Below are 25,405 nucleotides of genomic sequence, written 5' to 3'. Positions count from 1 at the left end.
TACCTGTAATGTGGGAACCTGCCATATCTGGCATGGGAAATGCGCATAACTGCGTACCTAAGTTACAGGCGTATCCACCGATATTCAGTCGGACGCCTAAAGCGTCTGGAAGCATGTGACTTCAGTCATGTGAGGTTCACCCATAAAGCTTTGGGGCGGAAGCACAATTCAGGACTGTGGTGACTCCTAATGTGGATCCGATCACATTTTTTAATAAGGCCAATGAGTTGATGGTAAAGAATTCTCCGGCAGCTGCGGATAAGGAAATGCTTGAAAAAATAGCAGCTGTGAATATAGGTCCTGGTATGGAATTTGACACTTCTGTTCTTACCGGTGATGTTGCAGAAAACTGGAAGACAATGCTGACAGAAATTCGGCTAAAGCTTATCAAAGAGGGCCAGAAATTCTCAAAAAAGCTTGGTCAGTGGGACTATTTTGGTGAACCGATCGGAGATTTCAATACAGAATATGCTTATCGTGCACTGGTAGCTCTTGCAGGGCTTGGTGCCAATACAGTTGAAGTTGCGCTGTATCCAAAGATAGAGCAGGATGCGGATGGAAATACTCTTCTTAACTTCCTGTAAAATTAACTCTCGATTCAAAAGAATGGCTTATTTATGCGGTTTATTCAAGATATGTAGTTAATAATATGAGAATTAATTACCTCTCGAGAGTTAACTTATAAAACAGCCACAAATCCATTGAGGTCAGAGTTCCTTATCGTGGAGCGACGACCTCAGTTTTTTTATAACCGTAAATTAACAAGGAAGATATTTGCATATGGACGGATATTGGATTCAGGTCTAAAAAAGAACTTTTCTCATACAGGTATATGATTTATAATCATAATAAAAGGAAGATACTATAGTAATTCTTGTAAATAATGTATATTGATTCAGCTCATCAGAACATGAAATCCTGTTGAACTGTCTTAAATGCATTAATTAAGAGGATTGTTAAACAGTGGCAACCGATGTTTCACGTGAAAACGAAAAGGATGGGATGATTATGAAAAATTACTCAGAAGATGTAAACAGACAGTATCATATTCAAGTGGCAAAAGGTGAAGTGGGCCGTTATGTGATCCTTCCGGGAGATCCGAAAAGATGTGTAAAGATTGCACAGTATTTTGATAATCCTGTGCTGATTGCAGACAACAGGGAATATATCACTTATACAGGAACACTGGATGGAGTGAAGGTCAGTGTAACGTCAACCGGTATTGGTGGCCCATCAGCGTCCATTGCAATGGAAGAGCTGTATCGCTGCGGAGCGGATACTTTTGTCAGAATCGGAACCTGTGGTGGAATGCAGACGGAAATAAAAAGTGGAGACATTGTAATTGCGACAGCAGCAGTACGTATGGAAGGAACAAGCAGAGAATATGCGCCAATTGAATATCCGGCAGTGGCAAATCTGGATGTGACCAATGCTCTTGTTGAAGCTGCGAAGGAGAAAGGATTTATATATCATACAGGTGTGGTACAGTCCAAAGATTCTTTCTATGGACAGCATGAGCCGGAAGCAATGCCGGCAGGTTATGAGTTGATCAATAAATGGGAAGCCTGGAAACGAATGGGATGTCTTGCTTCTGAAATGGAATCTGCGGCACTTTTCATCGTAGCCGGTAAACTCAGGGCGAGGATGGGTTCCTGTCTGTTGGTATTGGCAAATCAGGAGAGAGAGAAGCTGGGTCTTGAGAATCCGGTTGTACATGACACAGACATGGCAATCCGGGTAGCTGTAGAGGCAATCCGCAGAATGATTAAAGAAGATCAGGGACAAGTTCTGTAAGGACGGAGGTGACAGAGAATGCAGAATCTGGAAAAATCAATGATCAGCAAACTGATTGAGAATGCAATGGAACAGCTCAAATTTTCTTATACACCCTATTCAAATTTTAAGGTTGGTGCATCATTACTTACAAAAAACGGACAGATTTATACAGGGTGTAACATTGAAAATGCAGCATATACACCTACGAACTGTGCAGAACGAACCGCAATTTTTAAAGCAGTGAGCGAAGGCGTCAGGGAGTTTGACGCAATTTGTATTGTGGGTGGAAAAGATGGGATTTTGACAGAGTATACAGCTCCCTGTGGTGTCTGCCGTCAGGTAATGATGGAGTTCTGTGATCCGGAGACATTTCGGATTATTCTGGCAATAGATAAAGAACATTATGATATCTACACACTGAAGGATTTGCTACCGCTGGGATTTGGACTACGAAATCTGATAAATTCCCGAGAAATATAAGGTAAACGCCCATCATTGCAAGTGATTTTTAATTGCGAAAAGTAAAAAAGTGAATGACGAATAAAAGGGAACAGGAAAAGGTCAGCGATTAATAAAATGTAAGAGAAGGAGTAAACATAAATGAAAAATTACGACAGAATTTTTGTAATTGTACTTGATTCTCTGGGGATCGGGGCAATGCCGGATTCAGCAAAATTTGGTGACATTGGGGTGGATACTTTTGGACATATTCTTGAGAAAATGGGCTCTCTGGAGATCCCAAATCTTAGAAAACTGGGAATGTTGAATCTTCATCCGGCAGGAAAAATGGCGGGTGTTGAGAATCCCAAGGGGCGATATACGCATCTGGGTGAAGCTAGCAATGGAAAAGATACCATGACCGGACACTGGGAGATGATGGGAATCAAAACAGAAAAACCATTTAAAACCTTTACAGAAACAGGGTTCCCGCCGGAATTGATCGCAGAACTGGAGAAAAGATGCGGAAAAAGAGTGATAGGAAACAAGAGCGCAAGCGGAACGGAGATTATTGAGGAATTGGGTGAAGAGGAGATTCAGACGGGTGCAATGATTGTTTATACTTCAGCTGATTCTGTTCTTCAGATTTGCGGAAATGAAGAAACTTTTGATCTTCAGAATCTGTACCGCTGCTGTGAAATTGCAAGAGAAATTACCATGAAGGATGAATGGAGAGTTGGCAGAGTTATTGCAAGACCGTACATTGGTAAGAAAAAAGGTGAATTTAAACGTACCAGTAACCGTCATGATTATGCATTGAAACCCACCGGACTTACCACGTTAAACGTGTTGAAAGATCATGGATTTGATGTGATCGGTGTTGGAAAGATTCATGATATTTTTTGCGGAGAAGGCATTACAGAAACTCATCATTCAGACAGCTCTGTACATGGAATGGAGCAGACAATTGAAATCTGCAAGAGAGATTTCAGAGGGTTATGTTTTGTTAATCTTGTAGATTTTGATGCATTATGGGGACACAGAAGAAATGTGGAAGGTTACGGAAAAGAGATTGAGAAATTTGACAAAAATTTGGGTGTGTTGTTAGAAGAAATGAGAGAGAATGATCTGCTTATTCTCACTGCAGATCATGGAAATGATCCGACTTATACAGGAACTGACCATACAAGAGAATATGTACCATTCATTGCTTACTCAAAGAGAATGAAAAATGGCGGTGCGATAAAAGACGAAGATACTTTTGCTGTGATCGGTGCTTCTGTGGCGGAGAATTTTGGAGTGCCAATGCCTGAGGGAACAATTGGACATTCTGTTTTAAAAGAGTTAATGTAATAACGATTGTAAAAAAAGACAGGAATATTGAAAACAGGCGTTTTCAATCTCCTGTCTTTTGTGCTAAAATAGGAAAAGAATTTATCTGACTAAATCGTTAAAGAGAGACAAGTGATAAATTGTAAAAAGATAAAATGATACAGAAAGGAAACCGTTTTTATGGAAACAGGAACAATTTTTAAATTTCATAATGACCTGGATACAGACCAGATCATAGCATCACAGTATCTGTTACTTCCTAATCTGGATGAGATGAAAGGTCATGCATTTGAATCTCTGGATCCGGATTTTTCAAAGAAAGTAAAACCGGGAGATTTCGTGGTAGGTGGAGAAAACTTTGGATGTGGTTCTTCCAGAGAGCAGGCGCCTGGTGTTCTGAAAGCGTTGGGAGTACAGGCAGTTGTAGCAAAATCTTTTGCACGAATTTTTTACAGAAACTCTATTAATATTGGTTTGCCGGTAATTGTCTGCAAAGATCTTCCGGACGAAGTAAATACCGGAGATAAGATGGTTCTTCATATGTCAGAGGGAACAGTTGAAGCTAACGGAAAAACATATTCCTGTACAAAGCTTCCGGAATATATGCAGAATATTTTGAATCAGGGTGGTCTGATCGCATCTCTGAACAAGGAGGAGAAGTAAAATGGGAATGACAATTGCAGAAAAGATTATTGCTGCGGCAGCAGGTGTTGACAGCGTAAAACCGGGAGATATCCATACAGTTAAACTCGATCGTCTCATGAGTAATGATGGAACCACACATCTTACGGTTGATATGTATAACAATAAATTGAAAAATCCGCACATTGCAGATACAAGCAAGCTGGTGTTTGTCGTGGATCATAATGTACCATCTGACAGCCCGAAAACAGCAGCATCTCAGAAGAAGATGCGAGATTTTGCAAAAGAACATAACATTGATTTCTGGGAAGGAAAAGGTGTCTGCCATCAGGTTATGATCGAGAATTATGTCCGTCCGGGTGAACTGATCTTTGGTGCAGACAGCCATACCTGTTCATACGGTGCATTAGGTGCATTTGGAACAGGCGTAGGATGTACAGATTTCCTTTATGGTATGGTAACAGGTACTTCATGGGTACTGGTTCCTGAGAGCGTAAAATTTAATCTGACAGGTAAACTTCCGGAAGGAGTTTACGCAAGAGATCTGATTCTTACAATCATTGGGGAAATCGGAGCAAATGGATGTAACTATCAGGCAATGGAATTTACAGGCGAGGGTGCGAAAACACTCAGTATCAGTGATCGTATGGCGCTTTGCAACATGGCAGTAGAAGCCGGTGCAAAGACAGGTATCTTTGAAGCAGATGAGAAAGCTATTGAATATCTGAAAGAACATGGACGTGAGCCAAAGGCTGTATATCACAGTGATCCGGATGCAGTTTATGCGAGAGAATATACATTTGATTTATCAAAAGTCCGTCCTGTAGTTGCAAAACCTGATTTTGTAGACAATGTTGTGCCTGCAGAAGAAGCCTGCGGAATTGAAATCAATGAAGCATTTTTGGGATCCTGTAACAACGGACGTATTGAAGATCTGCGTGTCGGTGCAGAAATTATCAAGGGCAAGAAGGTTGCTGAGGGCGTCAGATTTCTCGTTGTGCCTGCAAGCCAGACTATTTACCGCCAGGCATTAAAAGAGGGGCTTATTGACACGTTTATGGAGGCTGGAGCCATTGTTATGAATCCGAACTGCAGTGTATGCTGGGGAAGCTGTCAGGGTGTGATCGGTGAGAACGAAGTTCTGATCAGTACAGGAACACGTAATTTCAAAGGTCGTGCAGGACACCCAAGCTCCAAAGTATATCTGGGATCAGCAGCTACTGTTACAGCATCTGCCATTACAGGAAAGATTGCGCTGGCAAGTGAGGTGTGATGCTAATTATAAATGTTTCACGTGAAACATTTAACCGAATCAAGTAAATTTCCTGCGAAGGTCGCGAAAAGCAATAGACAGCAGGTGGAGATTTGTTTGTATCAGGAGGAGAGCAAGCTCATCCTGATAAACTGCGGAGTAGTTATTCGGTATGGTATAGAGTCGCGTAGCAAAGCGGATATTCACAATTCATTTGAATGAATTTTAACTTGTGACTGTGAAAGTACTGAACAGTTACAAGTGAAGATAGAAGATAAGAGGTAAGATTATGGAAAAATTCACAGGAAAAGTGTGGGTTCTGGATGATGACATTGATACAGATATTATTATTCCAACAGAATATCTCGCACTGAAAACAATCGACGATATGAAACAGTACGGATTCAGTCCTCTGCGTCCGGAACTGGCAGGACAGATTCAGAAAGGCGACATTATTGTTGCAGGAAAGAACTTTGGATGTGGTTCTTCCAGAGAACAGGCACCGGAAATTATCAAAGCACTGGGAATTCAGTGTGTAATTGCCAAATCTTTTGCGAGAATTTTCTTCAGAAATTCTATTAATAATGGTCTGTTACTGATCGAGCAGCCAGATCTTCATGATGATATCAAAGAAGGTGATGAAGTCACTGTGGTAATGAATGAACATGTAGATTACAATGGAAAACAGTACCCGATTGCTTCTCTTCCGGAAAATCTGATGAGCATTATTCAGGCTGGCGGACTTGTAAAAGCCATGCGCAAACTGAATGGGCTGGATTGATTTGGAAAGGAGAGGAAAATGGGCGAGACAGTTATTGAGAAAATTATAAGAAACAATGTTGGAAAAACAGTAAAGCCTGGAGACATTGTAACGGTCAATGTAGACAGGGTTATGATTCATGATATATTTATTCCATTTGTAGCAGAAAAGTTTGAAGAAATGGGCTTTACGAAGCTCTGGGATCCAGATAAAGCAGTACTCATATATGACCATCTGGTTCCTGCAAGTCAGTTAGATGATACCAGACATTTCCATGCGGGAGATGCTTTTGCCAGGAAATATGGCATGAAAAATGTTCACAGAAGTGATGGAATCTGCCACCAGTTAATGACAGAGGCAGGTTATGTAAAACCGGGAAATATTGTATTTGGTACAGACAGCCATACCACTACCTACGGATGTGTAGGCGCTTTCTCTTCCGGTATCGGATATACAGAGATGGCAAGTATTCTGGGAACAGGAACTATGTGGATCAAAGTTCCTGAGACAATTAAGGTTGTGATCGAGGGAGAACTTCCGGAAAATGTTATGTCCAAAGATATCATCCTGCGTCTGATCGGTGATCTGGGAGCTGATGGAGCAACATACAGAGCACTTGAATTTACCGGCAGTACAGTAAAGAATATGACAGTAGCAAGCCGCATGACTATGGCAAATATGGCGATTGAGGCAGGGGCAAAATGTGCGCTGTTTACACCGGATGAAAAAACTGCAGAATATTGTGACATAGAGTTAAATGAGTTCCAGAAGAGCCTTACAGGAGATGAAGATGCAACCTATATGAAAACAATCACTTATCGCGCAGAGGATTTTGTACCGGTTATGGCATGTCCGTCTCAGGTAGATAAGATTAAAAATGTAAGTGAGCTTGAAGGAACAGAAATAGATCAGGTATTTATCGGTTCCTGTACAAATGGCCGTCTGGAGGATCTCAGAGCTGCAGCAGAGGTGTTAAAGGGCAAAAAGGTAGCAGATTACGTTAAATTGATTGTAACTCCTGCAAGTCGTAAAATATACTGTCAGGCAATTGCAGAGGGAATTATGGATACTCTGGCAGAAGCAGGTGCAATGATCACACATCCCGGATGTGGATTATGCTGTGGACGTGCAGGAGGTATCCTTACCGATGGTGAACGTGTAGTAGCTACAAATAACAGAAATTTCCTTGGACGAATGGGAACATCTAAGGTAGAGATTTACCTTGCATCACCAAAAACAGCAGCAGCGTGTGCAATTGCTGGTAAAATTGTAAATTCAGAGAAATAAAACGGACAATAAAACAAATGCAACATAAATCGTACAGATAAGCAACCAAACTACAGAATAACAAAAGAATAAAATTAACGGATAAGTCCACTGCATTATTTATAAAAGGAGTAAGCAGTGGACTTATTTTATGTTATAGGAGATTACTTTGTAATGTTCCTATAACATACATAAAGGCGCAGAGAAAGTAAAGCCTTCCGGGCAGGAGCGCACTGCGGTGTAGAGGAATTATGTCGCTGAAGCTAACCACCGCAGACGGAGAATCTTGCTTTCAGGATTTTCTTGTGTCAGAGAACGACACTAGAGCGTGTCTGAAAAATCATTCCCGCAATCTGCACGCCCCACTTTGCGGGATATTTCACCCGAATTCAGTTGCCGTAGCCCACTACGGCGCCCTCATCCGGGCAAAATATCCCACAAATTGTGACGCACATCTTGCAGAAAGCCTTTTTCAGACACGCTCTAGGATATGTTTCATATCACATAATAAATCATCTGACGGGATAATAAGGAAAGAAAAGGCGTGGAAAAGCCTGTAAATTTGATTGCATAGAAAAAGTTTCTCAGACAGAATTGTCCAGTGTGAGTCTGATCTCCGGCTAAAACATGTGGTTTTTGAACTTGAAATTGAACAAATAGAATCTGCAAAATGACGTAAAAACCGCATAAATAAAAGGAATTTCAAAAATACCAAGACTAAAATTGAACAGATATTGAACCAAAATAAGATAAGCTAAATTGTGGTTCAATATATAGTTTAAAGTATAAATTAAACTAATTGAACCAGAATAACAAAACAATTAGCATGTTCAATATAGTTCAATTAACAATGAACTGCAAAATGAACTAAATATTGAACCTTGCTGATAAAATTGAAAATAATAAAATTTACCGTTGAATTATTAGTTCAATTATAGTATAATAGCAAAGAAAAAAACTTGAAAAAGCTGATAAAATGCGGGATTTAAAAATGAACAGAACATATATTCACGTATGATGCTGAAAGAAATACATTTGAACTTAATTAATGTTTGTAGGTCTGTATTTTGATTCCCGTATAAACAATATAATATATCTGTTCTTTCTATAACATATATGCGAAAGAATTAAGAAATATAACAATAACCATTGATTATAAAAATGTAATTTGTTTTTTACAGAGAACGGAGATAGTATTTATGAATAATATATTTGCTGAACGATTAAAAAAAGCAATGGAACAGAAGAATATGAAGCAGATCGACCTTGTAAAAAAGGCGGCAGAGCAGGGCGTGAAACTTGGAAAGAGTCATGTGAGCCAGTATCTGAGTGGAAAAACAACTCCCAGATCAGAAATTCTTAATTTTCTGGCGACAACATTAGGAGTAGAAACTGAATGGCTGAAAGGAACCGATGTATCTGTAGACACTTTAAAGAAAGAGACAAATGAGGCAGGAATTCAAATGGAAAATATGAAATTTGATTACAATTATAATAATATGAAAGAAAATACCAGGGAGACAGTTGAGGAAGTACAGGTTCGTGAATTTAAAAAATCATCTAAATTAAACAACGTATTATATGATGTAAGAGGACCGGTTGTAGAAGAAGCTGCACGTATGGAAAACGCAGGAACTCAGGTTTTGAAACTGAATATCGGAAATCCGGCACCATTTGGATTCAGAACACCGGACGAAGTGATTTATGATATGAGACAGCAGCTGACAGAGTGTGAGGGATATTCTCCTGCAAAAGGTTTGTTTTCTGCCAGAAAAGCAATCATGCAGTATGCACAGTTGAAAAAGCTCCCTAATGTATCAATTGAGGATATTTATACAGGAAACGGTGTCAGTGAACTGATTAATCTCTGTATGTCAGCTCTGTTGGATAATGGAGATGAGATTTTGATTCCATCTCCGGATTATCCGTTGTGGACTGCATGTGCAACTTTAGCTGGTGGAAAAGCAGTACATTATATTTGTGATGAGCAGGCAGAATGGTATCCGGATATGGATGATATCAGAAAGAAAATTACCAGCAGAACAAAAGCAATCGTTATTATAAATCCGAATAATCCGACTGGTGCCTTGTATCCGAGAGAGGTATTACAACAGATAGTAGATATTGCCAGAGAACATCATCTGATCATTTTCTCTGATGAAATCTATGACCGTCTTGTAATGGACGGAGCAGAACATATTTCCATTGCTTCAATGGCTCCGGATTTATTCTGTGTAACGTTCAGCGGTTTATCCAAATCACATATGATCGCGGGCTTTAGAATCGGATGGATGATTCTCAGTGGCAATAAGGCAGTTGCAAAAGATTATATAGAAGGAATCAAGATGCTTTCTAATATGAGACTTTGTTCTAATGTACCGGCGCAGTCAATTGTTCAGACTGCATTGGGCGGACATCAGAGTGTGGAGAGTTATATTGTTCCTGGTGGACGTATTTATGAGCAGAGAGAATTTATTTATAATGCGCTGACAGATATTCCGGGAATTACCGCTGTGAAACCGAAAGCTGCATTTTATATGTTCCCTAAGATTGATACAAAGAAATTTAATATCGTAAATGATGAGAAATTTGCATTAGATTTATTAAAAGAGAAGAAGATTCTGCTTGTACATGGCGGTGGATTTAACTGGCATCAGCCGGATCACTTCAGAGTGGTTTATTTACCAAGAATAGAAGTATTAAAAGAAGCAGCCGGCAAAATCAGAGATTTTCTGGAATATTACCAGCAGGAAATATAATCTGTCAGTGAGAAATGGGTACTATGTTTCACGTGAAACATAGTACCCATTTCCTGATATTATAAAAACTTTTGGTTAAACGGATAAAATCATCCATTTTGCTACGCAGCTCTACACCGAATAACTGTTTCGCAGTTTATCAGAAGGAGTTTACACTTCTCCTGATACAAGCAAGTCCTCACCCATTGCTTATTGCTTTTCGCAACCTCCGCAGGGGACTTAATTGATTCGGTTAAATTGTGGAATTACTACAGGAATACAATATGTTTGTTTCACGTGAAACATAATGTGCCGACAAGATTATCCAAGAATCAAATAGTGACAAAATTTTATAAAAAATTAAGTGGTGAATAACTATCAGATGTGATAAACTATGTTTAATGCGTTATTTGCGAAATAGTTATTATTCTGATAACAGTAAATGAGGTTAGGTTTAAAAGTATTTTGCCCCTGATATCATCAAATGATGCTGTGATATAAATTTCTGGAGGTATGACGAAAAATGGAAAATGAGGAAAAAAACCAGACAGAACAGTCAGACAAAAGCAGGTCTGTGTGGAGGGAGTTGTGGGACTATGCAAAGATTATCATTGCAGTCTTTGTTATAGCGTTTCTGTTGGGACACTTTGTATATATTAATGCACGAGTGCCGTCAGGTTCTATGGAAGAAACAATTATGACAGGTGACAGAGTATTTGGAAATCGTCTGGCATATATAAAAGATGATCCGGAGAGATTTGATATTGTAATATTTAAATATCCGGATGATCCATCTCAGCTTTTTGTAAAACGAGTAATTGGTCTTCCGGGAGAAACAGTAAACATTGTAGATGGAAAAGTGTATATCAATGATTCCGAAGAACCGCTGGATGACAGCTTTTGTCCGGAAACACCGGAAGGAAGCTTTGGACCGTATACAGTTCCGGAGGGATGTTATTTCATGTTAGGAGATAACAGAAACCACAGTATGGATTCCAGATACTGGCAAAATCCGTTTGTAGAGGAAGATGCAATAGAGGCAGAAGTAGCAGTTCGTTACTGGCCGTTAAATAAGATAGGAACTGTAAAATAATCGTGACGGTTCCATATTTTCAAAAGTCAAGCGGATAAAATCATCCGCTTCGCAGTTTATCAGAAGGAGCTTGCACTCCTCCTGATAAAAGCAAGTCCCACCCACTGCTTATTGCTTTTCGCAACCTCCGCAGGGGACTTACTTGATTCGGTTAAACTGCCGGGTGGTTACAGGTAATTTGGAAATTTTATAAAAGACTGTTAAAATCAGGAAAATCACATATTAGTGTCCTGATTTTGACAGTCTTTTGTTGTCTGTGGATTTTTCAAATGTTATACTGTAAGACAGGAGGAAAATGAAGAAAATGGAATGCTGGATAGTTACAACAATTTCGTAAAATGTAAAAAGAGAAAGGAAGACGAATATGAAAAGATGGAAAAAGTTTATAGCAATGGGACTGGCGGTATCTATGACAGTTCCGTCCTGTATACCGCAGACATTGTGGGCTTCAGAGTTTTCGGCAGGAAGTGTTGAATCAGCAGCAGATGTTTTTGAAGATGGTGCCGGATATGAGACAGGAAATGAGTCAGGAAATAAAATATCTGATGAGAATAACAGTAGAGATGAGTTTGGAACAGGAGAGTTAAAAGATCAGGAACCGGAACAGTCGGAGACAGAAGATTCAGTAAATGCCGGACAGAGTGCGGAAGGTTATAACATTCTGCTTTACAGTGATGGTAAACTGGAAAAAACATATGTGATACCCTATGCAGATGTGGATATTGCTAAAGTACCGGAAGCACTGAGGGGAAAGACAGGTTATGTTTTTAAAGAGTGGAATACGAAAGAAGATGGAACCGGTGAAACTTATAAACCGGGAGATTCTATTAAGAAACTTCTTGAAACAGCAGATATGGCAAAGCAGGCTCAGGAAACCAGTGAGAGGACAGAAGCCGGAGAAGAAATAAAACCAGAAAAAGATGTGATGCAGGAAGAAAATGATGTGGCACAGACGGACAGCGCATCATGGGAAGAAAAGACTGGTAAGGCAGAAATGCAGATATCAGATACAGAAAATGATGGAACAAGTCCGGATATATCTACAGATAAGGCTATTGCAGCAGGAGATACAACAGCAATAACCCTGTATGCAATCTGGGAGAAAGCATCCGAATATAAAATCACATATAAACTTAATAAAGGAAAAAATAATACTGCTAATCCTAAAACTTATACTTCAGAAGATGAGATTAAATTTAAAAAGCCGACGCGTTCCGGATATCATTTTGTGGGATGGTATACAGACAGTAAGTATAAAAATCAGATAAGCGTGATTGAAAAGGGTTCAGAAGGTTCCCTTACTTTATATGCAAAATGGACAAAGGAAATCAGTCCTTCAGCGAAAGCTGCATCACTGGATTATGTAAAAGGAACAAAGGCGAATACCATCACTGTATCCGCAACTGTTTCCAATTATGTGAAAAGTTCGGATGGTTATTACTATCTGGTGTATGTAGATTCTAATTCCGGTAAAGTGAAAAAAACGGTGGGTAAAGTAAAGAAGCCGGAGAAGGCAAAAGGGAAGATCACATTTAAGCTGAACATTTCCGGACATCCGGAATATGCACAGGGAAAATTTGCTATAGGGATAAAAAAATCTAAATCTGCGTATAGTGTGATCAGTCCGAAAAGCTATGTCAGCAATCCGGAGAAACTCAGTACAAATACAGCAGCATATTTTGTTCCGGGGACAAAAAAAGGAATTCAGGCTACAGATATCAACGAGCTGACAGATACAAAATCCAAAACAGTATTTTTTAATTTATATATTTCAGACCTGATGCGAAAAGACAGTGGTGTGGAAACATATAAATATAATGGGAAAACATATCATTTTAATGGTCTGTACGGATATGTATATCTTGTTCAGCAATGTAATGCAAAGGGAATCCAGGTGACTGCACAGATTAGTATTGACAGGAATGCCAGTACGCAGAGCTTTATTACGGGAAACAGTCCTTATGCAGAAACAGCTTATTATGGATGGAACACAGATAACAGCACAACTAGACAGACTATGGAAGCAATGTTTGCATATCTGGGAGAGAAGTTTGGAAAAAATAACTGTTATATAAGTAACTGGATCCTGGGAAATGAAGTAAACAGTGCAAGCGGATATTATTATGTAGGGAATGTCAGTTTTTCAAAATTTATCTCCATGTACAGTGAAGCTTTTCGCTGTCTTTACAATGCAGTGAAAAGCAGCCGGGGAAGTTCCAAAGTATTTATCTGTCTGGATAATTGCTGGAATCAGAAAAATGCCTTTACTATCTGCTATAGTGCAAGATCAACTCTGGAAAGCTTTGCGGCGAAGATTTCTGATATGCAGAAAGATGTGAACTGGAATCTGGCATATCATGCATATAATCAGCCGCTTTCAGATTCACAGTTCTGGTCAGGTGCAAATGCATCCATGTTTACCAGTGATGCGAACACCACCACGTTTATCACTATGCGTAATATCCAGACACTTACAGATTATGTGAAAAACAGATTTGGTTCCAATACAAGGATTATTCTTTCGGAACAGGGATTTTCTTCCACTTATGGAGGACAGGCAAATCAGGCGGCAGCAATTGCACTGGCCTATTATAAGGCTGCCTGCAATCCAATGATTGATGCATTTATTATAAGAAGCTATAAAGATGAAGCCCATGAGGTGGCTCAGGGATTGGCAATGGGATTGAAGGATGCCAATGGGAAAAAGAAAACAGCGTATAATGTCTTTAAAAATATGGATAGTTCCAATTCCCTGAAATATACAGAAAAGGTACTAAAAAGTCAGGTTGGAAACTGGAAATCACTGGTTCCGGGATATAGTACCGGAAAAATTTCCTCCATGTATCGAAAGTGATGTAACTGACAGACAGGACTGTTTTTAAAAATTGCTGTCATATTGGAAATGTATAAAATTGTCACAAATTAAACACATTTTTCCCACACAAAGAACACAAATCATTCCTATACTTAGAAGCATCAAAAGGAAACAGAGATAAATAAATGACATAGATAAATGACATAGATTCATGGAGGGACTTTATTATGATGAACAAAGATAACAGAAATGATAAAATCAGAAAGATTGCAAAGAAAGGTCTTACATTCAGCTTATGTGCAGTACTTGCAGGAGGACTGGCAGCAGGAAGCTTTGAGGGAGTAAATAAACTTGCAGGATGGAGCGGAGCCACAACGGTAGAAGCTGCTTCAAATAAGGACGAGACAACCCTGACATATGCAAAATCCGAGAAGAAGGATGCAGATGCCAGTGATTCCAAATCAGATACCGGCAAAGATACAGGCAGCACAGCAAAAGGAAGCCTTGATGTGTCTGAAATCGTATCAGAAGCACTTCCATCTATTGTATCTATTACAACCAAGTCAGTTCAGGAGGTACAGAATTACTTCGGAATGTATGGAATGTATGGATATGCGCCACAGCAGCAGGAACAGGAAGTAGAGGGCAGTGGTTCCGGTATTATTGTTGGTAAGAATGATGATGAACTTTTGATTGCTACAAATTATCATGTAGTAGAAGGTGCGGATACATTGTCAGTTGCATTTACAGATGGAAATGCAGTGGAGGCATCCGTAAAGGGATTTGATGAAGAGAGAGATCTTGCAGTTGTATCTGTATCTCTGGATGATGTTGAAGATGATACAATGGACGCCATTTCAATTGCGAATATTGGCAGTTCTGATGATCTGAAGGTGGGCGAGCAGGTAGTTGCAATCGGTAATGCTCTTGGATATGGACAGTCTGTTACAACCGGTATCGTAAGTGCCAAGAACCGCAGAATGGATTCTGACAATAACACAGTAACAGATGGAAGTGATGACAGCAGTGACGGTGTAAACCTGATCCAGACAGATGCGGCTATCAACCCTGGTAACAGTGGCGGTGCTCTTCTGAATATGAAAGGCGAGGTTGTTGGTATCAACTCTGCAAAACTTGCTTCTACTGAAGTAGAAGGTATGGGTTATGCAATTGCAATCTCAGACGTGACTGACATTCTTCAGAATCTGATGAATGAGACATCAAGAGATAAACTGGATGATTCTGAACATGGTGTACTTGGAATCAAAGGTTCTTCTGTAAGTTCTGAGGCAGTTCAGATGTATGGCATTCCGGCAGGAGTTTTTGTAAAAGAAGTAACAGAAGGTGGAGCTGTTGATAAAGCAGGTCTGAAAGCAAACAGCGTTATTACTGAATTTAATGGAAAAACTGTTTCAAGTATTAATCAGCTGATCGAATATCTTTCCTATTATGAACCAGATGAAGAGGTAGAGTTGACTGTGCAGGTTCCTCATGGAACAAGTTATAAAGAAGAGACTGTTAAAGTAACTCTGGATGAGAATACAGATGCTGATGACAGTGATGATAACGATAAAGACAGTAAGAAATCTAAAAAGGATTCTAAGAAATCCTCAAAAGATGCTGATGAAGATGTAGACGAAGATACAGACAGTGAGGATAGTATGGACTCCGATGATACAGAGGAAAGTGAGAATCCATTTATCCAGTACTTTGAGAATCAGGGATTTTTCAGATAATACCGGCAGAAAATAAAATTATATGATATCCGGATATAAAATCTGTGATAGTGTGTAGTGATGCGGATGATTTCATCTGCCTGATATCAGCACTTTCATATGTGAGAAAATTACATGTGAAAGTGCTTTATTATGCTATGGGAAACCATTCCATAATATTCTTATAGCATAATAAAGCCCTCCGGGCAAGGATCACACTGCGGCGGGTTGATTATATTTTGGAAAAGATTCTAAGGTGCTTTTGCGAAAGAGCACTTGAGAACAGCTATATGGCGTGATATAATAATATCATTGCGAAAACGCAGGTTTAACAGTGCAGATGGGGATAAAGAGGAGAAAAATATGACAGTAAAAGAATGTTATGAACAGATGGGTGCAGATTATGAAGGTGTACTTGGAAGACTGAGAAGTGAGGTTCTTATTAAGAAATTTGCAAAGAAATTTCTGGATGATGGAAGTTTCCGGAGTCTGAAGGATAATCTGGTACAGAAAAATGGGGAAGAAGCTTTTCGTGCAGCTCATACCTTAAAAGGTGTATGCCAGAACCTTGGATTTGATAATCTGTATAAGGCAAGCTTTGATATTACAGAGAAGCTCAGAGGAAGAGATACTGAAGGCTGTGAAGAACTTCTGGCAAAAGTGGAAGAGCAGTACAATAATACAGTAGATGCGATTCATATGATGGAAGACTGATGAAGGCAGCGATTTTTGATGTAGATGGAACGCTGCTGGATTCTATGTCTGTGTGGGAGGATATTGGAGAACGTTATCTTGCGAGTCAGAATATCACAGCGGAGAAAAATCTCCGGGCTGCTCTGCACACCATGAGTCTGGAGCAGGGAGCTGCCTGGATGAAAGAAAAATATCAGTTGGATAAGTCCATTTCACAGATTATAGAAGAGGTTCTGAAAATTGTAAGTGATTTTTACCGGTTTGAAGCACCGTTGAAACCAGGAGTGAAGAAAACTCTGGAATGGTTTAAAGAGAGAAATATACAGATGACAGTTGCAACATCTGGAAACCGGGAACTGACAGAAGCAGCACTTGCGAGAAACGGGATTCTGGATTATTTTGAGCAGATTTACACCTGTACAGAAACAGGTGCAGGAAAAGATGAACCGTTGATCTATCTGAAGGCAGCAGAATCTATGCAGGCAGAACCGAATGAGACACTTGTATTTGAGGATGCGCTTCACGCAGCGGAAACTGCAAAAAAAGCAGGATTTGTGGTTGTTGGTGTCTATGATGAAGAAAACAGGAAGAATATTTCCAAAATGAAAGAAGTCTGCGACTGTTACTGTGACAGGATGGATACGGCGATTAAGAATATATGTTTGACAATATAAAGAAGAGGTTTCGTTAAACTTTGGGGTAACGAAACCTCTTCTTTTTAGTAAGTTATCGGTAAATTAGTACCAATGTGTCATTGGCAGATTATTATTAATTTCTTTGATCATAAGAATCTGGTGAAGATTAATGATTCCGTTATGAAAAGTAGCTGCACATACGGACAGGTAAAGATCCCACACAGGACTATGATATATCTTGAAAGGGAGTTAGCGCCAATGGAAGAATTGTACAAAGACAGAGAAAAAAGTGGTGGAATCTTGTGAAAGGTTGATTATAAAAAACTGGAAGTTTTTGTATAAAAAGTCGTCGTATTAATTGAAATGAACTCTTCAATATACTATAATTGTAATATAAAATTCAAATGTACTCTGAAGAGTATATTTCAAAAGGAAGGGAGGAAACTTCGAGCAAAATTTCTCAGGAGGAATAGAAAATGAAGAGGAAAAGATTTACAGCACTGAAGGTTACACTCACAGCGATGATGTTGACGGCAGCACTTACATCTGGAGCAGGAAGTGCTTATGCGGCTGACCTGTCACAGGAGGGTGGAAGTGAGCCGACAGTTACAATAACACCCTCACCGGAGATAACGCCGGAACTGCCATTACCGACACCGACGCCAGTGCCTAAAAATGGACTGTTGAAGGAAGGGAAAGTATATCGCTATTACGTAAATAATAAACCAGTTAGAAATAAATGGAAAAAGATCAATGGTAAATACTACTGGTTTAAATCCAATGGAGTTGCAGCTCATGATGGACATTACAAGATTAAAGGAGTTTTTTATCTGTTTAATAAGAATGCACAGAGAATAATTCCGGGTAAGAAATCAATTGTAAAGGTTAATGGTGTAAAGTATTTTGTTGATGCCAAGGGAAGACCTGTTACAGGATGGAATGAGTTTAATGGTAGAATGTACTATGTGCATAAGAACGGTAAATGTGCAACAAATGAAACTATAGGTGGAATAAGATTTAATAAGAACGGATATGCTTCAAATCTGACACAGGCGAGATGCAAGCTTGCGGCAAGGAACTTTATTGCACGTCACAGTAATGCCAATGCAAGTAATTATGAAAAATTCCGTTCCTGCTTTTATTATATTATGGCCTATACAAACTTTGTAGGATACATGGATCCTACACCTCAGGAGTTTAAGACAAAAGATTGGGTTTATAAATATTCCCTTCAGATGTTCCAGAACGGTCTTACAGGAAACTGTTATGGAATTGCCAGCAGTGTGGCTGCAATTGCGAAGGAACTGGGATATGAACCCTATGTTATTACAATTCCGGATGGACACAGCTTTGTTATGATTAACGGGCTCTATTACGATAATATGTACGGAACGTTGTTTGGCGCAGCTACACGTCCTGCATATACAATAGAACATAAAATTAAATTTTAAGAAAAGGAGTATGGAGAATGAAGAAAACAAAGAGATTCCTTGCAGTTGTACTTTGTATGCTTCTTATGCTGACACCGTTGGCTGTTGTAGCAGAAACAGTGACAGTACAGGCAGCAGAGCCGCAGACTGTTAAGGTAAAACTGGACAAAAAGACAGGAAAGAGATATGGATATGATGAGAATAACCAGAAAGTCACTCAGCAGTGGGGAGTAACAGCAAAGGGTTTCCGTTATTATTTCGGAAAAAACGGAGCTGCTTATCAGGCTGATCAGGATATGGTTGGTAAGTATGGTATTCTGATGAAGAAGATTAATGGTAAGTACTATGGGTTTGATGTAAGTGGTCACACAGTAAAGGGAATACGTGTAGGAAGTGTCAGCATGTATGAGGTTCCGAAGCTGTATTACTTTAATCCAAAAACAGGAGCTGTAGATAAAAAGAAGACGTCTTTATATAGAAAATATGCGGCAACATCTACTCTGGCAAAACAGAACAATGCGTCAAAGATTAAGAAGGTTCTGGGAAAATATAAAAAATGTACGATAAGTAAGAGTAATACATGTATGCTTGATGGAAACGGCAAGGATGTCACCTACACATACGATTATGTACAGTTAAATGTTGTGCGTCCTACAGGAAAAGGAAGCAGCGCAGAAGTTGTTGCGAGTATCACGGTAAGACGATAATTATCCAGGTTAATCGGTTGCTTCGGCTGTGAAAAATTATAAAGCAGCTGAAGCAATTTGCAGATAGTAAGTTAACAAAAAAGAAAGGAACAGAGTTATGAACAGGAAAAAAATCACAGCATTATTACTTAGCTCAGTAATGGCATTTACACCTGCCATGTCGGCTATGGCAGAACAGTCAACGATCATTGATTATGTGGATGGAACAACTGATAGTACAGTTGAGACACCAGATGTAACTCCGACACCACTTCCGGAGAAGAAGGAAGGATGGGAAACTGTTGATGGAGTTAAATATTATTATGTAAATGGTGAGAAAATTACAAACAAGGTAGAGAAGATCGGTAAATATACGTATTGTTTTGATAAAACCGGAAAACTTGTGACTAATAAACCGTATTATAAGGTTAATGCAAAGACTTATTATAAGATTAAAAAAAATGGACAGGCAACAAAGCTGTCAGCAGTAGAAACTATGGCTGCAGTCCGACTTCAGAAGTGTAAAGGAAATCTGAAGAAGGCATTCAACTGGTCTGTTTCTCTGCAGTATGCAGGCAATGTAAAGGTTTCTAAAAAAACACCTACAGAATATGGTTTATATGGATTTAAAACAGGCAGTGGCGATTGTTATGTAATGGCAGCTACTTTCTACTGGATGGCTAAAGTCGCAGGATATGATGCTCATTATGTAAAAGGATATTTCCAGAAATCCGGTGGTAAGAAGGGAGCACATGCGTGGGTTGAAATAGATCAGAAGGTGAATGGTAAAAAGAAAACTTATGTGTATGATCCGAATTTCCAGAAGGAATACAAACTGAATGGTTATAAACTTACATATGGTGCGAAACGTACTCTGAAATATGTAAATTATAAGAGAGTTAACTAAGCATTGAAATGTTTTTGACTTTGGTTACGAGCAAGTAACGAAGTGAATGATTTTATCTGTTTAACAGTAAGGCAAAAAAAGAACTATAAAGGATGAACAGAAAGGATTTAAAGACAATGAAGAAAAAAGTTGTAACAGCATTTATGATGGCTGCACTTGGAAGCAGTCTTGTATTCAGTCAGGCAGCGATGGCAGCAGATACTACAGCAAAAACAGAAACTTCAGAAGATGCGGATAAGGATGCCACAGAATCTGAAGATAAAGATGTAGCAGAAGATGCAGATAAAGCTGATGAAGAGAAAGAAGATTTAAAGACAATTGGTGAGAAACCGGAAGAGGACACAGAGGGTGTTTTTTCTGTAAAATTGAAAAATCTTACAGGTAAAGTTATCACAGGTGTTACTGTTAAGAATGAAAAAGACGAAGAATATCCGGATAATTTCCTGAAAGAAGAAGATAAGTTCGAAGCAGATGAGGAAAGAGTTCTCTGGTTTGATCCCAATGCTAAAGATAAAGCAGATGAGGAAAACAAGGATTCTTCAGATGATGCAAAAGAGACCACAGATACTGAAGAAACAAAAACAGAAGATGCCAAAACAGATGAAAAAGCAGAAGGCGAAGATAAGGATGATGCTGAGAAGGAAATCCCGAAATATAATATTCAGTTAACTTTCGAGGATGGAACAACTGCTGAGATCCACACTTTCCCATTTGGCGATACAGAGGAAGCAGAACTTCATCTGGAAGGTGAAGTAGCATATCTGGTATTTGACAGTATCAGCCAGAAGAAAGAATACAATACTCTGGAAACAGAGAAAGCATTAGCTCCGAAGCCAACTGAGGCAGCTGCACAGGCAGCTTCTGAAACAACTCAGAGTTATGATAACAGTAGTGATTACAGCAATGACTATGATTACAGCAATGATTATGATTACAGCAATGACTATGATTACAGTAATGATTATGATTATGGTAATGATGATTCCGGTGATTATGATGGTTCTGATGATGGTGGTTCTGATGACGGTGGAGACGGATGTCTGGATGATGGGTTATTAAATTAATCAGATTCAGCAGTTGTAAAGGGAAAATGCATTAAAAAGTATAATAAAACAGGGCACTGCATTATCTGAGGGAATAACATAGTGCAGTGCCCTTATTATAAGTACAACTGAAGAATTGTACATATTTAGGGAGAAAGATCATGTCATTAGTTTCAAACTTGTTTTTACTGTTTGTGGCGGTGAGTGTGCTTGTTTATTATATTGTGCCGCACAAATTTCAGTGGCTGGTTTTGTTATGTTTCAGCTATATTTATTATCTGGCAGGTGGCGTCCGTTACGTGGGATTTATCCTGTTTTCCACATTGGTTACCTGGGGGATTGCACTTGCAGTTGAAAAGGCAGAGGCAGGTGGAAGCCACAAAAGTGCAAGAAATTTTCTGGTGCTTGGATTAATATTGAATTTTGGTATGCTTGGAGTGATAAAGTATACAAATTTTATGATTGAGAACCTCAATGCTTTGTTTCATATGAATTTAAGAGGAATGGAAATCCTGCTTCCATTGGGAATATCGTTTTACACTTTCCAATCCTCCGGGTATCTTCTGGATGTGTACTGGAAGAGATGTGATGCAGAGAGGAATCCTGTAAAATATGCATTGTTTGTTTCTTTCTTTCCACAGATTCTGCAGGGACCAATTGGAAGATACAGTCGTTTGGCACATCAGCTTTATGAACCTCATAAATTCGAAGGTAAGAATATTACCAGAGGCTTTGAGCGCATTCTCTGGGGATTTTTTAAGAAGATGATCCTGGCGGACTGGGCAGCAGTGTTTGTAGATGCGATTTTCGACAATCCGGATCAGTACAGCGGGCTGGCAATCTTTGGTGTATTATTTTACACAGTTCAGCTATATGCAGATTTTTCCGGTGGTATGGATGTGGTAATTGGTATTGCGTCTATGTTTGGAATTGAGCTGGATGAGAACTTCAAGCGTCCGTTCTTCTCCATTTCCATTACAGATTTCTGGCACCGCTGGCACATTACTCTTGGTACCTGGATGAAGGATTATGTGTTCTATCCTGTGACATTATCCAAGTGGATGGGAAAATTTGGCAAATGGGGCAAGAAGGTATTTGGCAAAAAGACCGGACGTACATTACCAATCTGTCTGGCGAATCTGATCGTATTCTTCGTTGTTGGTGTATGGCATGGTGCTGCCTGGAAGTATATTGTATACGGTATGTACAATGGTATTATCATTGCTTTCAGCGGACTTATGGCAGAGCATTACAGAAACTGGAAAAAGAAATTCAACATCACTGGAAAAGAGAACTGGTATCATGTATTTATGATCATCCGTACTTTTATCCTTGTAAATATCAGCTGGTTTTTTGACAGAGCGGACACAGTAGGACAGGCTTTTCATATGATGAAGCTTTCTGTCACAAAGTTTGCACCGTCACAGTTACTGTTGATCCCGGCCGGTAAAGAAGGAACTGCTTTTACCCCTTATGCGCTGGCAATCCTGGCAGCAGGCTGCATCATTCTGTTTATTGTAAGTGTCCTTCAGGAACGTGGCATGAAGATAAGAGAATCACTTGCAGGACTGAGTCTGCCAATTACTGTAGCAATTTATTTTTGTCTGCTGGCATCCATCGGATTCTTTGGATCAACAGCAGTAGCGAGAGGATTTATTTATGCACAATTTTAAGAAAGTTTTAAAAACGTTCCTGGTATTGGTCGTGTGTGGGGCTCTTTTGGCAGCACTTGACCTGGCACTTTATCCATGTACATTTATGAGAAATGATGTGCATGCAGTTGTGACACAGCAGTTTGACGATATTATTGTTGGAACTTCCCATGGAAAAATGGATATTAATCCGGATGTGATGGAGGAAGTTACGGGACGCAGCGGACATAATCTCTGTGTCGGCGGCGAGTATGGAATTGATGCATATTATCTGGTCAAACTGATCAAAGAGAAACAGAATCCAAAGAGAATTATCTACGAGGTTGACCCGGGATATTTTGTATCAGAGAAGGAAGAAGGAAATAACTATCTGCTTTTCTATCATGAATTCCCGATCTCAAAAGCAAAGGTGGAGTACTTCTGGAATTCTATTGCAAAATGTAATTTCCGTACTGTGCTTTTTCCGTGGTATGAATATTCTCTCAGCTATGAATTGCCGAAGGTAAAGGATACATTCACCCAGAAAGTATCCGGCGATTATGATGTATCTCATCTGAAGAGTGATTCTCAGGAATATCATGAGAGCGGATTTATCGAGAGATATCCGGTGGACGTGACGAAGCTTAAGAAGTCTGAACCGAAGCTCTATGAAGAGGGTCAGGTAAATGAAGAAAACATGGAATATCTGAAAAAGCTGATCGCATACTGCAAAGAAAATGATATTGAATTTGTGGCAGTAACAACACCGATTCCGATTAATACACTGAAGGATTACAGCGATAATTACAATGCTGCATGGAAATATTTCGGCCAGTTCTTTGAGGAACAGGGTGTGGAGTATCTGAACTTTAACACAGAATATTTCAAGACATTTACACATGACCTGAAAGCTTATACAGACTATGACGGACATATGAATGGAGATGCGGCAGAAGCATATTCAAAGGTTCTTGCACAGGTTCTGGATAGCGTCGGACAGAAAAATTGATTAGTTAAATATTAGTTACTGATTATGGTTACTGGTAATTGAAGCAGGAACTTACCTGATTTAGTTTGAATGAATCAAAAAAGTTTCCTGCTTTAATTGTAAATATTTACTTGTTGATATTGTGAAAATAGGACAGACAGTAGTAAAATGAATAAAAACCTTGTGAAGTACAGAGGGGAGGAATTACATATGAAAACAAGTATTCTGGAATATCTGGAAGAATCCGCACGGAAATATCCGGATAAGACAGCTTTTGCGGATGAACATACATCCTGCACATTTAAAGAACTGGAGCAGACTGCACGCAGAACAGGAACTGCACTTGCGAAACATTTCACACCGAGAAATCCGGTGCCTGTATTTATGGAGAAGAGCGTAGAAACCATCGGAGTTTTCATGGGTGCTGTTTATGCAGGATGTTTTTATGTACTGATGGATACAAAACAGCCGGCGAGCAGACTTCAGCAGATCCTTGGAATTCTGGACAGTGATGTGATCGTTACATCTGAGAAATATCTGAAGGATTTGGAGAAACTGGAGTTCAAAGGAAAGGTTCTGATGGCTCCGGATCTTGCAGCTGAGCAGGAGAATGAAGCTGTGCTGAATGAGATCAGAGAACAGGCATTGGATGTGGACCCGCTGTATGGAATTTTTACTTCCGGGTCAACAGGCGTTCCCAAGGGAGTAGTGGTAGGTCATCGTTCAGTGCTTGATTTTATCGATTGTTTTACAGAGCTTTTTGATATTACAGATAAAGATGTGATGGGAAATCAGGCACCCTGGGATTTTGATGTATCTGTTAAAGATATTTATTCCGGACTGAAGACAGGAGCAACTGTCCAGATTATTCCGAAGCAGCTATTCTCTTTCCCGATGAAGTTGATTGACTATCTGATTGAGAGGGAAGTGACCACGCTGGTGTGGGCGGTATCTGCGCTGTGTATTATCTCAACTTTGAACGGATTTGAATATAAAGTTCCGGATAAGATTAAGAAGATTCTTTTCTCAGGAGAGGCTATGCCTGTGAAACATCTGAATATCTGGAGAAAATATCTGCCGGATGTTATGTATGTAAATATTTATGGACCAACTGAAATCACATGTAATTGTACGTATTATATTGTAGACAGGGAGTTCCAGCCTGGAGATGTACTTCCTATGGGCAAGGCATTTCCAAATGAAAAAGTATTCCTTCTGGATGAAGAAGACAAGCTGATCACAGAGAAAAATAAAAATGGTGAACTCTGTGTAACAGGAAGTGCACTTGCACTGGGATATTACAAAAACAGAGAACAGACTGCGAAGGTCTTTGTTCAGAATCCACTGAATGACAGATATCTGGAGCCAATGTACAGAACCGGTGATCTTGCTTATTATAATGAACGTGGTGAGTTGTGCTTTGCAACACGTAAGGATTTCCAGATTAAGCATATGGGACATCGTATTGAGCTTGGAGAAATCGAAGCTGCTATGGATAAGGTTCCGGAGATTGTGAGAAGCTGCTGTATTTTTGATACAGTTAAGAGCAAGATCGTAGCTTTTTA

At 39.4% G+C, this 25,405-nt stretch carries 21 protein-coding genes and 3 pseudogenes (1 of these 24 only partly in view); 22 read left to right on the top strand and 2 right to left on the bottom strand.

Features of this window, described 5'->3' with window-relative positions; genetic code table 11:
• Positions 1–191 precede the first annotated feature (191 nt).
• The 8 genes from NQ550_RS21705 to NQ550_RS21670 all read left to right on the top strand — a co-directional run bounded on the left by NQ550_RS21705 (position 192) and on the right by NQ550_RS21670 (position 7,487).
• On the top strand, positions 192–584 hold the full coding sequence (locus tag NQ550_RS21705) for a DUF1254 domain-containing protein (protein ID WP_025581080.1): 393 nt from the start codon (positions 192–194) through the stop codon (positions 582–584).
• 424 nt (positions 585–1,008) lie between these two features.
• Positions 1,009–1,794, top strand: a complete 786-nt coding sequence (gene udp / locus NQ550_RS21700) for a uridine phosphorylase (protein WP_025581079.1) — start codon at positions 1,009–1,011, stop codon at positions 1,792–1,794.
• 18 nt (positions 1,795–1,812) lie between these two features.
• A complete protein-coding gene (gene cdd, locus NQ550_RS21695) occupies positions 1,813–2,256 on the top strand; it encodes a cytidine deaminase (RefSeq protein ID WP_029677283.1) in 444 nt (147 codons plus the stop codon).
• Between the two features lie 120 nt (positions 2,257–2,376).
• On the top strand, positions 2,377–3,567 hold the full coding sequence (locus NQ550_RS21690) for a phosphopentomutase (RefSeq protein ID WP_008708264.1): 1,191 nt from the start codon (positions 2,377–2,379) through the stop codon (positions 3,565–3,567).
• A 159-nt stretch (positions 3,568–3,726) separates the two neighbouring features.
• Complete coding sequence (locus NQ550_RS21685) at positions 3,727–4,209, top strand: LeuD/DmdB family oxidoreductase small subunit (protein WP_008708263.1); 483 nt, start codon at positions 3,727–3,729, stop codon at positions 4,207–4,209.
• Position 4,210: 1 nt separating this feature from the next.
• The gene (locus tag NQ550_RS21680) at positions 4,211–5,461 is read left to right on the top strand and encodes a 3-isopropylmalate dehydratase large subunit (protein ID WP_025581077.1); all 1,251 of its coding nucleotides are present in this window, start codon (positions 4,211–4,213) and stop codon (positions 5,459–5,461) included.
• 268 nt (positions 5,462–5,729) lie between these two features.
• Positions 5,730–6,221, top strand: coding sequence for a LeuD/DmdB family oxidoreductase small subunit (locus tag NQ550_RS21675; protein ID WP_022380260.1), 492 nt, complete (start codon positions 5,730–5,732; stop codon positions 6,219–6,221).
• An 18-nt stretch (positions 6,222–6,239) separates the two neighbouring features.
• The gene (locus NQ550_RS21670; RefSeq protein WP_025581076.1) at positions 6,240–7,487 is read left to right on the top strand and encodes a 3-isopropylmalate dehydratase large subunit; all 1,248 of its coding nucleotides are present in this window, start codon (positions 6,240–6,242) and stop codon (positions 7,485–7,487) included.
• Positions 7,488–7,774: 287 nt separating this feature from the next.
• On the opposite strand, the pseudogene NQ550_RS22715 reads toward NQ550_RS21670, so the two are convergent.
• A pseudogene (locus tag NQ550_RS22715) lies at positions 7,775–7,921 on the bottom strand (DUF6783 domain-containing protein).
• Between NQ550_RS22715 and NQ550_RS22710 the strand changes: the two are divergent.
• From NQ550_RS22710 to NQ550_RS21635, 7 genes and pseudogenes are all read left to right on the top strand, one after another.
• A pseudogene (locus NQ550_RS22710) lies at positions 7,859–8,026 on the top strand (DUF6783 domain-containing protein); the annotation flags it as partial. The pseudogenes NQ550_RS22715 and NQ550_RS22710 overlap by 63 nt on opposite strands.
• 639 nt (positions 8,027–8,665) lie before the next feature.
• On the top strand, positions 8,666–10,225 hold the full coding sequence (locus NQ550_RS21660; protein WP_025581324.1) for an aminotransferase class I/II-fold pyridoxal phosphate-dependent enzyme: 1,560 nt from the start codon (positions 8,666–8,668) through the stop codon (positions 10,223–10,225).
• Between the two features lie 502 nt (positions 10,226–10,727).
• Positions 10,728–11,297 carry a signal peptidase I gene (gene lepB / locus NQ550_RS21655; RefSeq protein ID WP_008708256.1) on the top strand — a complete coding sequence of 190 codons (570 nt, stop codon included), beginning with the start codon at positions 10,728–10,730 and terminating at the stop codon, positions 11,295–11,297.
• A gap of 364 nt (positions 11,298–11,661) precedes the next feature.
• Entirely contained in the window at positions 11,662–14,151 is a 2,490-nt protein-coding gene (locus NQ550_RS21650) for a DUF5722 domain-containing protein (protein WP_025580618.1), read from the top strand.
• 188 nt (positions 14,152–14,339) lie between these two features.
• Positions 14,340–15,848, top strand: coding sequence for a S1C family serine protease (locus tag NQ550_RS21645; protein WP_025580619.1), 1,509 nt, complete (start codon positions 14,340–14,342; stop codon positions 15,846–15,848).
• Positions 15,849–16,190: 342 nt separating this feature from the next.
• A complete protein-coding gene (locus NQ550_RS21640; protein WP_025580620.1) occupies positions 16,191–16,541 on the top strand; it encodes an Hpt domain-containing protein in 351 nt (116 codons plus the stop codon).
• Complete coding sequence (locus NQ550_RS21635; protein WP_242833667.1) at positions 16,541–17,194, top strand: HAD family hydrolase; 654 nt, start codon at positions 16,541–16,543, stop codon at positions 17,192–17,194. The genes NQ550_RS21640 and NQ550_RS21635 overlap by 1 nt, the downstream gene beginning before the upstream one ends.
• Positions 17,195–17,257: 63 nt before the next feature.
• Here NQ550_RS21635 and NQ550_RS22705 read toward each other — a convergent pair.
• Positions 17,258–17,377: pseudogene (locus NQ550_RS22705) on the bottom strand (SAM-dependent methyltransferase); the annotation flags it as partial.
• A 254-nt stretch (positions 17,378–17,631) separates the two neighbouring features.
• Between NQ550_RS22705 and NQ550_RS21625 the strand changes: the two are divergent.
• From NQ550_RS21625 to NQ550_RS21595, 7 genes are all read left to right on the top strand, one after another.
• Positions 17,632–18,606: a hypothetical protein gene (locus NQ550_RS21625; RefSeq protein WP_025580623.1), complete on the top strand. Its 975-nt coding sequence runs from the start codon at positions 17,632–17,634 to the stop codon at positions 18,604–18,606.
• 17 nt (positions 18,607–18,623) lie between these two features.
• Complete coding sequence (locus tag NQ550_RS21620; protein ID WP_025580624.1) at positions 18,624–19,292, top strand: hypothetical protein; 669 nt, start codon at positions 18,624–18,626, stop codon at positions 19,290–19,292.
• Between the two features lie 97 nt (positions 19,293–19,389).
• Positions 19,390–20,178 carry a transglutaminase-like domain-containing protein gene (locus NQ550_RS21615; protein WP_025580626.1) on the top strand — a complete coding sequence of 263 codons (789 nt, stop codon included), beginning with the start codon at positions 19,390–19,392 and terminating at the stop codon, positions 20,176–20,178.
• Between the two features lie 92 nt (positions 20,179–20,270).
• The gene (locus NQ550_RS21610; protein ID WP_025580627.1) at positions 20,271–21,242 is read left to right on the top strand and encodes a hypothetical protein; all 972 of its coding nucleotides are present in this window, start codon (positions 20,271–20,273) and stop codon (positions 21,240–21,242) included.
• A gap of 140 nt (positions 21,243–21,382) precedes the next feature.
• A complete protein-coding gene (locus NQ550_RS21605) occupies positions 21,383–22,894 on the top strand; it encodes an MBOAT family O-acyltransferase (protein WP_020993151.1) in 1,512 nt (503 codons plus the stop codon).
• Positions 22,881–23,861: a hypothetical protein gene (locus NQ550_RS21600; protein WP_025580629.1), complete on the top strand. Its 981-nt coding sequence runs from the start codon at positions 22,881–22,883 to the stop codon at positions 23,859–23,861. The genes NQ550_RS21605 and NQ550_RS21600 overlap by 14 nt, the downstream gene beginning before the upstream one ends.
• Before the next feature lie 189 nt (positions 23,862–24,050).
• Positions 24,051–25,405, top strand: partial view of an amino acid adenylation domain-containing protein gene (locus NQ550_RS21595; protein WP_025580631.1) — the 5' portion only. 166 nt of this gene lie beyond the right edge of the window; 1,355 of the gene's 1,521 nt are visible here — the first part of the coding sequence; the start codon lies at positions 24,051–24,053; the stop codon falls past the right edge of the window.

Source organism: Blautia wexlerae DSM 19850 (assembly GCF_025148125.1).
GTDB classification, from domain to species: Bacteria; Bacillota; Clostridia; order Lachnospirales; family Lachnospiraceae; genus Blautia_A; species Blautia_A wexlerae.
This window is presented reverse-complemented; position numbering and strand designations above follow the sequence as displayed.